The following is a 13,022-nucleotide window of genomic DNA, read 5'->3' on the forward strand; positions in this document are numbered from 1 at the left end:
TACGTACCCGCGCGGACTGGGTAGGCCGTGGGCGCGCTCGCCCTGGATGAACCATCAGCGTTGTGTACACATGGTTCACCTGGTACCAGGTGAACCATGTGTACACAACGCGCAGGCCTCTTCCCCTCACCGGCATCAGCGGCCCGGCGTGGGCTCCAACACCGGGTGCTGCCGGCGTGCCTACTCAGCGGGTGCTGCCGGCACGCCCACACAGACGGTGCTGCCGGCACGCCCACTCAGACGGTGCTGCCGGCGCGCCCACTCAGACGGTGCGACGTCAGCACCCGTCCCCGTGGCCGGGCCCGCCCGGCGACGACCGCTTGGCTCGCGCCGTGGCCAGCCATCTCGCGATGAGGGCCGAGCCCTGGTCGACGTTCTCCAGGTTGATCTGGCCGTGCACCGCGAAATAGGTGATGAGCGGACCGGCGTCGGGGTGGTCGATGTCGCAGGCCTCGCAGAGCACCGCGACCCCCGACCCGGTGATCGTGTCCGGCACGACGGCGGACATGATCCCGGGCCGGGAACAGTCGGGGCAGTCGACGGTTTCGGCTGTCGTCTCGACCGTGACGGGAACCCCGCCGTTGCCCCGGCCCGGTCGGGTCACAGGGTGACCGCGGTGGAACCCAGCAGCGCCTTCAGCTCACCCATCAGGGCCCCACTGATGGCGACCGAGTAGTTGGGCAGCTCCATCACCGTCTCGCGCCGGTTGTGCGAGCGCAGACACAGATGGACGGGGGTGTCGCCGGGGTGGTTGGTGAGGATTTGGCGCATCTTCTCGGTCAGGTCGGGGACGACCCGGTGGGTCGGGATCGAAAGGATGATCGGCGCGGTTCCGCCCGAGACGGTGGAGACGTCGAGGATCTTCATCTCCCTCCCCATCATCGAGAAGGCGCCCTCCCGGTCCTGGATGATGCCGGTGACCGACACCACCAGGTCTTCGGTGACCTCGGGGGCGATCGCCATCCAGGACTGGCCGAAGAACGACACCTCGATGGCGGCGTCCTTGTCTTCGACCATCAGCTTGGCCCAGGGGTTTCCGCTCTTGGCCGAGACCCGGCGCTCGACCATGGTGACGAGGCCGGAGAGTGTGACGTTGCCCTGCGGCGGGCCGTCCAGGTTGAGCAGCTCGGCGATCGACAGGTCGCGCTCGCGGGCCAGGATGCGCTCGGTGCCGTCGAGCGGGTGGCTGGAGACGTACAGGCCCAGCATGTCGCGCTCGATGGCAAGCAGTTCCTTACGGCCCCACTCGCTCTCGTCAATGTCGAGCTGGAGGCCGAAGGTCTCGTCGGGGCCGGTGTCGAGCGTGCCGAACAGGTCGTCCTGACCGATACCGGCAGCCCGCTTGACCCCCATGACCGCGTCCACGGCTGCTTCCGCGACCTTGACCAGACCCTTACGGGTGTGACCGAGGGAGTCGAAAGCGCCTCCCCGGATGAGGGAATCGATCGCGCGCTTGTTGCAGGCAGGCAGGTCGATCTTGTCGAGGAAATCGGAGAACGAGGTGAAGGCGCCCTTCTCCGTCCGGGCCGCGACGATGGCCTCGATGACGTTGTCGCCGACGTTGCGGATGGCCCGCAGGCCGAAGCGCACGTTCTCGCCGACGGCGGTGAAGTCGGAGACCGATTCGTTGATGTCGGGCTGGAGGACCTTGATGCCGATCGAACGGGCGTCGGCCAGGTAGATGGCGGCCTTGTCCTTGCTGTCGTCGACCGAGGTCAGCAGGGCCGCGGCGTATTCGGCCGGGTAGTTGGCCTTGAGGTAGGCGGTCCAGTAGGCGACGAGCCCGTAGCCGGCGGTGTGCGACTTGTTGAAGGCGTAACCGGCGAACGGGAGCATGACGTCCCACAGCGCCTTGATCGCCTCGTCGCGGTAGCCGTTCGCCTTCATCCCGGTCTCGAAGGTGACGAACTCCTTCTCCAGGATCTCCTTCTTCTTCTTACCCATGGCCCGGCGCAGCAGGTCGGCCTGGCCCAGGGTGTAACCGGCCACGGCCCGGGCGGTCGCCATGATCTGCTCTTGGTAGACGAGCAGGTGAAAAGTGTTACCCAGGATCGGTTCCAGGACCTCTTCGAGGTCGGGGTGGATCGGGACGACTTCCTGCTTACCGGTTTTCCGCAGCGCGTAGTTGGTGTGCGCGTTGGCGGCCATCGGGCCCGGCCGGTACAGCGCGAGCACGGCCGCGATGTCTTCGAACCGGGTCGGCTCCATCAGTTTCAGCAGCGAGCGCATGGGCCCGCCGTCGAGCTGGAACACGCCGAGGGTCTCGCCCCGGGCCAGGAGCTTGTACGTCTTCTCGTCGTCGAGGGGCATCGTCAGGGTGTCGAGCTTCACCCCGGTGTTGGTCTCGATGATCTTGATGGCATGGTCGATGATGCCGAGGTTCCGCAGACCGAGGAAGTCCATCTTCATCAGGCCCATTTCCTCGCACTGAGGATAGGAGAAGCCTGTGAGCAGCGTTCCGTCGGACGTGCGCTTGTGCATCGGTACCAGGTCGAGCAGCGGTGCGGAGGAAAGGATCACGGCCGCGGCGTGGACGCCGGTGCCCCGGATCAGGCCCTCAATGCCCAGACCGGTGTTGTAGATCCGCTTGACCTCGGGGTCGGTCTCGATCAGGGTCCGGATCTCGCCGCCCTCGGCGTACCGGGCGTGGTTCTTGTCGAACAGGTCACCGAGCGGGACGCCCTTACCCATGACGTCCGGCGGCATGGCCTTGGTGATGCGGTCACCCATGGAGAACGGGTAGCCCAGGATGCGGTTCGCGTCCTTCACCGCGGCCTTGGCCTTGATGGTGCCGAAAGTGTTCACCTGGGAGGTGTATTCGGCGCCGTACTTCTCGGTGACGTACTTGACCATCTTGTCGCGCTGACGGTCGTCGAAGTCGAGGTCGACATCGGGAGGGCTGATGCGGTCGGGGTTGAGGAACCGCTCGAACAGCAGCTCGTGCTCCAGCGGGTCCAGCTCGGTGATGCGCGTGGCGTAGGCCACGATCGAGCCGGTGGCCGAACCACGGCCCGGCCCGACGGGGACGCCGGTGTCGCGGGCCTGGCGGCAGATGTCGGACACGATGAGGAAGTAGCTGGAGAACCCCATCGGACCGATGACCTTCATCTCGGTCTCGTACCGCTCGATCACGTTCTGCGGGATCGGGTCGCCGTAGCGCTTCTTCAGCCCGATCTCGACCTGCTGGCGCAGGTAAGACTCCTGGGTCTCCCCGGCCGGCACGTCGAACTGCGGCATCCGGTCGACGTAGGTGAAGACCTCGTCGTACGGGTCGACCATCTCGGCCACGAGCAGCGTGTTGTCGCAGGCCTGCGGCAACTCCCGGAAGAGCGAGCGCATCTCGTCGGAGGTCTTCAGGTAGTACCCGGCGCCGTTGAACTTGAAGCGGTTGGGGTCGTCCTTGTTCTTACCCACACCGATGCACAGCAGGCTGTCGTGCGCGTCCGCCTCGGACTCCAGCACGTAGTGCGAGTCGTTGGTGGCCAGCAGCGGGATGTCCAGGTGCTTGGCGAGCTTGAGCAGGTCGGCGCGGACCTCGTGCTCGATGTCGATGCCGTGGTCCATCAGCTCGAGGAAGTAGTTCTCCTTGCCGAGCATGTCCTGGTAGGCGGCGGCGACCTTGACCGCCTCGTCCCACTGCCCCAGCCGCAGGCGGGTCTGCACGGCGCCGGACGGGCAGCCGGTGGTGCCGATGATGCCCTCGGCGTGCTGGGAGATGAGCTCCATGTCCATGCGGGGCTTACCGAAGAAGCCCTCGTAGCTGGCGACGGACGAGAGCCGGAAGAGGTTGCGCAGACCCTGGGCGTTCTTCGCCCACATCGTCATGTGGGTGTACTGACCACCACCCGAGACGTCTTTGCCGCCCTCGCCGCCGTCCGCGGTCGCCCCGCGCTGGCCGCCCTTGCCCCAGAAAACCTTGCGCTTGTGGTGACGCGATTCCGGGGCGACGTAGGCCTCGATGCCGATGATCGGCTTGACCGGGCCCTTCTTCGCCGTCTGGAAGAACTCGTAGGCACCGAACATGTTGCCGTGGTCACTCATAGCGATCGCGGGCGCGCCCTGCCGCTCGGCCTCGGCGAACAATTTCTTGTTCTTGGCCGCCCCGTCCAGCATGGAGTACTCGGTGTGCACATGCAGATGGACGAAGTCGCTCACGGTGAGTAAGGCTCCTGCGCTCGATCGGGGGTTCAACGGGGGCAAGTTTAGGCGCTCGGTACCGGCCCCCGAAGCAGATCCCCCGGCAAGTCGCCCCGATCCGACGGCTCCTGCCGATTTGCCCAGATCCGCAAAGTGTTGCGCCAGGCAACCACATGTGGCCTTATATGGGGACGTTCTACCTCTGGGTTCTGCTGGCGGAAGGAACTTCGCGTGCGCTCATCCCTCGGAAGGCCGAAAGTGGGCCTCACCGTAGCTGTGGCATCATCCCTGGCCCTGGTGGCGCTCAGCGCCCCGGCGGCTCTCGCCGATCAGGGCCCGCCCCGGGTCCCGGTCGACAACGCGCAGCCCGAGCTCGCCGGTGCCTCGGTCACCGGTACCGCGAAGGCCGACACCTCGATCGCGATCACCGTCCACCTGAAGAACCGCAACCAGGCGGCGCTGACCACCCTGATCGACGAGCTCTCCGACCCCACCAGCGCGAACTACGGCAAGTACCTGAGTGCTGCCCAGTTCACGTCGCGGTTCGGCCCGACGGCCGCCTCGGTGAAGAAGGTCGAGAACTTCCTCGACGACAGCGGCCTCACCGTCACCGGGGTCGCCGAGAACTCCGCCTACATCGAGGCCAAAGGCCCGGTGTCGAAGGTGCAGAAGGCTTTTGACACCACGCTGAAGACCTACAAGAAGGAGAAGGTCAAGTTCCGGGCGGCCTCGACGAAGCCGTCGATGCCCTCGGACCTGCAGAACGTGGTGCTCGGTGTGTCCGGGCTGGCCAGCGTCTCCGACCTGATGAAGCCGGCGAGCACGTCCACCGCGCCGCCCTCCGACGCGTTCGTCAACGCCACTCCGTGCTCCAGCTACTACGGCCAGAAGACGGCGAGCACGCTGCCCTCGGCCTACGGCAAGAAGCAGCCCTACGCCCCCTGCGGCTACGTGCCCGACCAGCTCCAGGGCGCCTACGGGGTCGACTCGTCCATTGCGAAAGGCCTGAACGGCAAGGGTGTCACGGTGGCGATCACCGATGCCTACGCCTCCCCCACGGCCCGCAGCGACGCCAACACCTACGCCACCCGGCACGGTCAGAAGGCCCTGACCAAGAGCCAGTACACCGAGGTCTTGCCGAGCTCCTACCGCTACGGCTACGACGACGCGGTGAACGGCGACCAGTGCGGTGAGCAGGGCTGGTACGGCGAGCAGACGCTCGACATCGAGGCCGTGCACGCGACGGCGCCCGGCGCGAACATCAAGTACGTCGCCTCCCCCTCGTGCGACAACACCGACTTCGTCAAGACGCTGATCAAGGTGGTCTCCGGGCACCTGGCCGACATCGTGACGAACTCCTGGGGCGGCGTCGACGAGAGCAACGGCTCCGACCTGCTGGACCAGGTCTACGAGGCGACCTTCGAGCAGGCCGCGGCCCAGGGCATCGGGTTCTACTTCTCCTCCGGCGACTCCGGTGACGGTGCCTCCGGCAACGACGGCACCCCCACCACCCAGGCCCCGGCCAACAGCCCGTACGTGACCGCCGTGGGCGGTACCTCGCTGGCGGTGAACAAGAGGGACAACCGCAGCTGGGAGACCGGCTGGAGCACGGCCCGCTCGGCCCTCAGCGCGGACGGCAAGAGCTGGGACCCGACTCCCCCGGGCACCTACCAGTACGGGGCCGGCGGCGGCACCAGCCGGGTCTTCGCCCAGCCCAAGTACCAGAAGGGCGTCGTGCCCAAGGATCTCGCGACCCGCTACTCCTCGACCCCGGCCCGGGTGGTGCCCGACGTGTCCGCCCTCGGCGACCCGAACACCGGCATGCTGGTCGGCCAGACCCAGACCTTCCCCGACGGCACGGTCAAGTACAGCGAGTACCGGATCGGCGGAACCTCGCTGGCCAGCCCGCTGTTCGCCGGTGTCATGGCGATCGCCGACCAGGCTGCGGGCAGGCCCCACGGCTTCGCCAACCCCGCCCTCTACCGGCTCTACGGCTCCCGGGCCCTGTACGACCCGAAGCCCAAGAGCGACCTGGGCGTCGTCCGGAACGACTACGTGAACGGCGTGGACGCCACGGACGGCACCACGATCACCCTGCGCAGCATCGACGTCACCACCGGCACGATCCTGCGGACCCGCCGCGGCTACGACGACATCACCGGAATCGGCTCCCCGAACGGCACTTCCTTCATCAGGCGCCTGTCCTGAGGAATCGGGTGGCGTCTCCCTCCGGGGAGGCGCCACCCGGTAGCTCGTGCCGACCCGCTCCGGCCTCGTCGACGTGAACAGCAGCGATGTGATCGCCGGGGGCGAGTCGGTCGATGTCGGGCCGTGGTTCACCACTCAGGCCGCGGTCTGGAAGGACGGGGTGCCGAACACCGGTTCCTGCAGTTCGGGACAACAGAGGACGACGTGGTCATCGGCGCGGGTTGGCAGACCACCGAGTTCGACCGAAACGATCCCGTTCCGGTCACCTGGACCTGCTCCCGAGACCGGCGCGACCGTGTCAGTGACACTCCTCGAAGGTCAGGGCGAAGGACGACCGGGACGGTCCGGTGCAGACCTGCGTCTCCACCTCTCCTGAACCGAGACGGTCTTTCGTGCTGTCGGTCTGAACCTGGATCCCGCCGGACTCCAGATTCCGGAACACCTGCGTGATCGGATCGCCCTCGGTGGTCGGATAGGTCACCTCGAGGGTGGCCGGATCTCCCGCGGTCACGGCGTCGAGGAAGCAGGCGGCGCCCCGGTCGCTCAGCCGCGCGCCCTGATCCAGCACTTCCGTGCCGCAGTCGGTCGCGGCGGAGGTCTCGGCCGCGGCCGTCACGATGTCGACCGTCTCCGGTTCACCGCATCCGGCGAGGACGACGAGCAGCCCGATCCCCACAACCATTGCGCGCCGCATGCGTCCTCCATCTGTGAGCCCCGGACTTCTTTTACACCCTTTGGACGCAGCCCGGGAGTTCTGGTTGCCGAGATCCGGATCGCCCTGGAGTCGTTGCGCGCGGTTCTGCGAGTCCTGGCGGTGCTGCGGTATCTCGACCGTCAGGGATGAACGGACAGGAAGAGCCACGCCCCCAGCAGCACCAGGTGGACGAAACCCTGCAGCGCGTAGGCCCGGCCCTGCACCACGGTGAACACCGTGACCACGATGGTGAGGACGAACAGCACCATCTGGATCGGTTCGAGACCCAGTTCCAGCGGCCCGGACAGCCAGATCATCGCCAGCGCGACGGCCGGGATGGTCAGGCCGATCGACGCCATCGCCGAACCGTAGGCCAGGTTCAGGCTGAGTTGTACCCGGTCGCGGGCGGCGTTGCGGGTGGCGGCAATCGACTCCGGGGCGAGCACGAACAGTGCGATGACCACCCCGACAACGGTGTACGGGAGCCCTAGGTCGGCAACGACGTCCTCAATCGTGGGTGAGAGCAGTTTGGCCAGCCCGACCACCGACACCAGCGAGACGATCAGCAGGCCGAGGCTGGTCCACGCCGCACGCGCCGGGGGCGGGTCGGCGTGGCCGTCGCCGTCCAGGTCGAGCAGACCGGTGGCCCGGCCGGTGTCGTCGCTGGAGACCGGCAGGAAGAAGTCGCGGTGGCGGATGGTCTGGGTGAAGACGAACGCGCCGTACAGAGCCAGGGAAGCGACCGCGGCGAAGGCCAGCTGGGACGGCGAATACTCGCGGCCGGCGGCCGACGTGGTGAAACTGGGCAGGACCAGGGCCACTCCGGCCAGGGTGACGACGGTGGTCACGGCGGATCCGGTGCCCGAGGCGTTGAAGCTGACAATGTTGTGCTTGCGCGCGCCGACCACCAGGGAGAGGCCGACAATGCCGTTGAACGTGATCATGACGGCGGCGAACACGGTGTCGCGGGCGTAGGTGCTGGCGCCCTTCCCTCCCCCGGTCATCAGCAGCACGATCAGCGCGACCTCGATGACGGTGACGGCCACGGCGAGGATCAGGGACCCGAACGGCTCTCCCACCTTGTGCGCCACCACCTCGGCATGGTGCACCGCGGCGACGATCGAGCCGATCAGCGCCACCGTCACCAGGGTGAGGGCGGGCCAGTCGTCGTGCCAGAACCAGGTCAGGCACAGCACCAGCAGGGCCAGGAGCGGCGTCAACAGCGGCCACTGCACACGCTCACGGATGGTCACGGCGCTCATCCGGCCAACCTACCGAGTCGAGGCGATCGCCTCGACGGGCACCGCATCCAGATCGACGATTTCCTGCGCTTGAGCGTCTCCGAGATCACCCGTCCGGGGTCAACCCAGGACGACACGTCTGAACTCGCCCACATCATCGCCGCACTCCTGGGCGAGCAGGAACCGGTCGACGAACTCGACCGCCGACTCGACGAGATGAGCGAGACGCACCGGGAGGTCGTCCTGTCATTCTCCGTGCAGTTCGCCGAACACCAGACCGATCAGCCGAACGTCCAGATGTGGTCGTCCTTCGCCGAGCAGGCGAAGAGGGTCAGCTTCAGGTCGGCGACCTGGTTGTCGACGCCGTAGGGGTTGGAAACGTTCAGGCACATGCCGGTCTTCACGTGCACCAGGAAGAATCCGTTGCCCTGGGCCTGCTTCCGGAACATCTGGTTGTCCTGGTTCCCGGGCAGGCACCCGTGGGTGTTGACGACGGTGCCCGACTTCACGCTGCCCGAACCGTTGACGTCGAGGCACCAGCCCGACGCGACGTTGCGCAGCAGGAAGGTGCCGTCGGCCGCAGCGACGGTCTGGAACTGCTGGTTGTCGGAAGCGCCCGGGACACAGGTGTTCGGTGTCACCGAGGAGATCCTGGCCGAGGCGCTGCACCCGTACCCGGAGCATCTGCTGATCTCCACGAAAATTGGCCAGGTTCAGACCCGTCCGCGAGAATGGGTGGCCCTCGGTCGTCCCGAATTCCTGCGTCACCAGTGCGAGGCCAGTCTGCGGCGCCTGAAGGTGGAGCGGATCGACCTGCTCAGCCTGCACCGGGTGGACCCCACGGTTCCGCTCGAGGATCAGGTCGGCGAACTGAAAATGCTTCAGGACGAGGGAAAGATCGGCGCGATCGGGCTCTCCGAGGTCGACGTGGACCAGATCGAGCAGGCCCGCGCGATCGTCGAGATCGCGAGCGTGCAGAACATCTACAACCTCACCGTGCGGAACTGGGACCCGGTGCTGGACCACTGCACGCGCGAGCGCATCGCCTTCACGGCCTGGTACCCCATCCTGAGCGGGAACCTGGCCGGTGCCGAGGGCCTCGTCCGCGACATCGCCGCAGCCCACGGTGCCCCAGATCGCGCTGGCCTGGTTGCTGGCCCGCTCGGACGTGATGGTGCCGATTCCCGGAACGGGATCGATCGATCATCTGGAGGAGAACGTCGCGGCCGCGCAGATCACGCTGAGCCCGCAGGAGTACACCGCGCTTCTCGAATCGCCCGTGTCCGCGGCCGTCCCGTCGTAGCCCTCGTTCAGCAGCGGATCGGCCCGGGAACAGGCCTTGCTCTACCCGAAACCCTGCACTTGTTCACGGGGCAACGGGCCCTGGTCAGGATTGAGGACGGGTCGGTCGGACTGGACCCGCCGCCTCCTGACTGACAGGTCCTCATCAGGCAAGGCTGGATTCTTCCGCTGTGTCCTGGCCGGCTGACGAAGAACCACTACTGGTTGGACGCGTGTCGGCCGACTGGCGATCTTTCTGGCTGACATCTTGGTGGCTGTTCTGCAGGGGCCAACGCTACAACCACCCAGAGGACACGTGCGCATACTGGACCGGCTTCACGCGATGATCGAACCGCGAAAGAAAGCCCTCGCAGGATCGGTGGAGATTTACTGGCGTCAGGGCCGGGTCTTCGTCGAGACCGGAGCCAAAACCAAGGCGGGGTTCTGGCTGGCCGTCCATGGGGTCGAAGTTCCCGTGGGAGGGTCTGAACGCGACCAACTGCTCAGGGCTCCACCCCAGCAACGTCAGCATGGCCGCCAGCGACGTCGAAGGCGGTACGCGGATCCACGCTCTGGGATCCGCACCGCGGCAGGCGGCTCATCCAGTACCAGGAGAGCCGGCGAACTACGCCCAAAACTCTTCCCCTCGTCGAAGCCAGCGAGCCCGATGTGCATTCGAAAACCGTTAGCTGGAAAACTATCGATCCCGAATATCCGGTCCACTTCGTCGGGATCGGCAGCCGCAGCATGAGTGGCCTCGCCCTGTTGCTGCACGAACGAGAGTTCATGGTGACCGGGTCGGACAATGCCGCCACCAAAGGACTTCAGTATCTGGAGTCGAGAGGGATCGAAGTCTTTCGTTCTCACCGTGCCAAAAACATCCGGGCGAGAACGCAGTTCGTGGTGTCCACGGTTGCAGCCATCGCGAAGGACAACCCAGAGCTACTCCAGGCGCAACGCATGAACACACCGATCATCGACCGGGCCGAACTGCTGGCCGCACTGATGAATGAGAACACGACTCGCGTGGCGGTGGCCGACACGAGCGGAAAGACGACCACGACGTCACTGATCGGACGCACTCTGGTCGCCTGCGGTATCGATCCCCCGGTCTCGGTCGGGACATGCGCCGGACGTTTCACCGAGGGTGGCAACTAGTGCGTTGACCGCATACGTTGCCCGGTTTGTGACACGCCGGGACCCGGTCCCGGCGTGATGGCCGCCAGGCCATCACGCTGATCTCTCACCATCAGTGCAGGTGTGAGAGGGGCAGCGGATGGCGGAGCGTGTGCGGGCCAGGCGGCTGAGCGAGGACGAAGGACGCCGACTGCAGCAGATCGTGCGGCGGGGCAAGCACGGGACAATCCGGGTCCGACGGGCCATGATGATCATGGCTTCAGCGTCCGGAACACCGATCCCGGCGATCGCCCGACTGGTCGCTGCGGACGAGGACACCGTCCGGAAACTGATCCATGACTTCAACGATCGGGGGCTGGCCTGCCTGGACCCTCGGTGGGCGGGAGGCCGTCCCCGCCTGATCAGTGACGACGACGTAAGAGTCATCGTCGCGACGGCCACCACCAGACCCATGAAGCTCGGGCTCCCGTTCACCCGGTGGAGCATCCGCAAACTTGCCGGCTATCTGAAAGGCTCGTTCATCAAGGTCGATCCGGCGATGAAACCCGACCGGCTGGTGATCCTGGAACGGGAACGCCTGCGGCAGATCCTCCAAGCCAACGGGGTCACGTTCCAGCGAACCAGGACCTGGAAAGAGTCACCCGACCCTGACTTCGAGACCAAACTGAACCGGATCGAGCACGTCACCACGAAGTTCCCCGACCGGTGCTTCGCGTTCGACCAGTTCGGGCCCCTAGCGATCCGCCCGCACCACGGCTCGACCTGGAACCGCGCCAAACACCCCGACCGCCTCCCGGCGACCTACCACCGAACCCACGGAATCCGCTACTTCCACGGCTGTTACAGCCTCGGCGACGACCAGCTCTGGGGCGTCAACCGCCACCGCAAAGGCGGCGGGAACACCCTGGCCGCGATCAAGAGCATCCGCGCGGCCCGCCCGGACGGCGCCCCGATCTACGTCATCCTCGACAACCTCTCCGCGAACAAGACGCCCGCGGTGAAGACATGGTGCGACGCGCACAACGTCGAACTCTGCCTGACCCCGACCTACGCGTCCTGGGCCAACCCGATCGAGGCGCAGTTCGGGCCGCTGCGGATGTTCACTATGGCCGCCTCGAACTACCCCAACCACACCGTTCTGGCCCGTGACCTGCAACAACATCTGCGATGGCGCAACGCCAACGCCCGCCACCCCGACCTCCTGGCCGCCCAACGCCGCGAACGCGCCCGCATCCGCGCCGAAAAAGGACACCGCTGGGGCCGACCCAAAACCAAGATCACTCCAGCGGCAGCCTGACCCGGGCAACGTTCGTGGCCAACGCACTAGCTCAACGGTCACGCCAGCACCTTCGTGGCCGAGGCCTGCGAATACTACGAGACCCTCTCCCACCATCTTCCTGAAGCCTGTATCACCATGACCGGCGACTTCTTCGAAGCCATTGAGGCCGTAACGCGACGTGCCGAACCCGATGATGTCGTCGTCTACAGCCCCGGCGTCTACTAGCCCACAACAGAACCGGACTATCTGGCCCGAGGAACGCTCTTCAAGGAAATGGTCTAGGCGCTCTAGCCCGCCGCGCCCAGACGATGCCGACATCAGCGCCGCGTAGCGAAGTTCGACGTGGTCGGGCCCCCTCGAGATCTCGTCCCGCACAGGAGACTTCACGACGGGACCCGATGACCATGCGCCCCCGCGTCGAAGCTCCAGCCCACCGGTCACTGCGCGTACGCCAGGCTGCCTTGAGTGATCATGCGGTTGATAGTTTTGCAGTGCGCCGTTCCGGCACCGCAGATCGGTAGAGAGGTTTGAGAATGCTCACCGCCAACCGGCTGACATGGTTCATCGTTTCCCTCTGCTTCGGCCTGCCCATCATGGCGCTGATGCTCAGCCCCGACGAAGGCCACGACCGCGGTTCCTTGACCTCGGCTGCCCTGTTCGCCGTCGCCATGGCCACGATCGTCACGATCTGCTTCAGCAGGGGCAAGCGGTAGACCCTTCGGCGAATCACTGCTTGCTCTCGCGGAATACCGAACAGCTTCCGGAAGCAACGGCAGGACGTCGGTGGCCATCGCGGCCATGTGCTGAATCTGCCCCGCTGCCGGACGAAACCTCGACAGGTGGTCCCGGCGCAGCAGCAGTGCCCGGGTCAGCGCGTAAGCGGCGTCGTCCGGCAGATTACGGTCGGCGACGAGAAGGTCAGGGCCGTAACCAGCCGCGAGTACACACCGCCCGGTTCACCGGTGGCAATGCGGATCTCCCGGGAGCGCCGGGAATCAGGGCTACAGCCCAGAAGCTATGCCCGCCCATGCCTGCGGTGAGCGAT

Annotated in this window: 10 protein-coding genes; 5 read left to right on the forward strand and 5 right to left on the reverse strand. The window is 66.2% G+C overall.

Going from position 1 to position 13,022, the window contains the following annotated elements:
* Nucleotides 1-277 precede the first annotated feature (277 nt).
* Entirely contained in the window at nt 278-604 is a 327-nt protein-coding gene (locus LR393_RS24730; protein ID WP_231487094.1) for a DUF6300 family protein, read from the reverse strand.
* Nucleotides 601-4,155 (reverse strand): DNA polymerase III subunit alpha, encoded by a 3,555-nt coding sequence (gene dnaE, locus LR393_RS24735; protein ID WP_231487095.1) that lies wholly within the window; start codon nt 4,153-4,155, stop codon nt 601-603. Before dnaE ends, LR393_RS24730 begins: the two co-directional genes overlap by 4 nt.
* A 258-nt stretch (nt 4,156-4,413) precedes the next feature.
* Here dnaE and LR393_RS24740 point away from each other — a divergent pair, with 258 nt between their 5' ends.
* Nucleotides 4,414-6,345, forward strand: a complete 1,932-nt coding sequence (locus tag LR393_RS24740) for a S53 family peptidase (protein ID WP_231487096.1) — start codon at nt 4,414-4,416, stop codon at nt 6,343-6,345.
* A 298-nt stretch (nt 6,346-6,643) separates the two neighbouring features.
* Here LR393_RS24740 and LR393_RS24745 read toward each other — a convergent pair whose 3' ends face one another.
* From LR393_RS24745 to LR393_RS24755, 3 genes are all read right to left on the reverse strand, one after another.
* The gene (locus tag LR393_RS24745; RefSeq protein ID WP_231487097.1) at nt 6,644-7,039 is read right to left on the reverse strand and encodes a DUF4362 domain-containing protein; all 396 of its coding nucleotides are present in this window, start codon (nt 7,037-7,039) and stop codon (nt 6,644-6,646) included.
* A 140-nt stretch (nt 7,040-7,179) separates the two neighbouring features.
* Nucleotides 7,180-8,301, reverse strand: a complete 1,122-nt coding sequence (locus LR393_RS24750; RefSeq protein ID WP_231487098.1) for a calcium:proton antiporter — start codon at nt 8,299-8,301, stop codon at nt 7,180-7,182.
* A 260-nt stretch (nt 8,302-8,561) separates the two neighbouring features.
* Nucleotides 8,562-8,921: an RICIN domain-containing protein gene (locus LR393_RS24755; protein WP_231487099.1), complete on the reverse strand. Its 360-nt coding sequence runs from the start codon at nt 8,919-8,921 to the stop codon at nt 8,562-8,564.
* Between LR393_RS24755 and LR393_RS37320 the strand changes: the two genes are divergently transcribed.
* The 4 genes from LR393_RS37320 (at nt 8,908) to LR393_RS24775 (ending at nt 12,690) form a co-directional block, all read left to right on the forward strand.
* On the forward strand, nt 8,908-9,717 hold the full coding sequence (locus tag LR393_RS37320; protein ID WP_331282975.1) for an aldo/keto reductase: 810 nt from the start codon (nt 8,908-8,910) through the stop codon (nt 9,715-9,717). The genes LR393_RS24755 and LR393_RS37320 overlap by 14 nt on opposite strands.
* Before the next feature lie 513 nt (nt 9,718-10,230).
* Nucleotides 10,231-10,719, forward strand: a complete 489-nt coding sequence (locus tag LR393_RS24765) for a Mur ligase domain-containing protein (protein ID WP_231487101.1) — start codon at nt 10,231-10,233, stop codon at nt 10,717-10,719.
* Nucleotides 10,720-10,837: 118 nt separating this feature from the next.
* Nucleotides 10,838-11,995: an IS630 family transposase gene (locus tag LR393_RS24770; RefSeq protein WP_231487102.1), complete on the forward strand. Its 1,158-nt coding sequence runs from the start codon at nt 10,838-10,840 to the stop codon at nt 11,993-11,995.
* 515 nt (nt 11,996-12,510) lie between these two features.
* Nucleotides 12,511-12,690, forward strand: coding sequence for a hypothetical protein (locus tag LR393_RS24775; RefSeq protein ID WP_231487103.1), 180 nt, complete (start codon nt 12,511-12,513; stop codon nt 12,688-12,690).
* Nucleotides 12,691-13,022 lie beyond the last annotated feature (332 nt).

It is taken from the genome of Kineosporia mesophila, from assembly GCF_021129235.1.
GTDB lineage: Bacteria > Actinomycetota > Actinomycetes > Actinomycetales > Kineosporiaceae > Kineosporia > Kineosporia mesophila.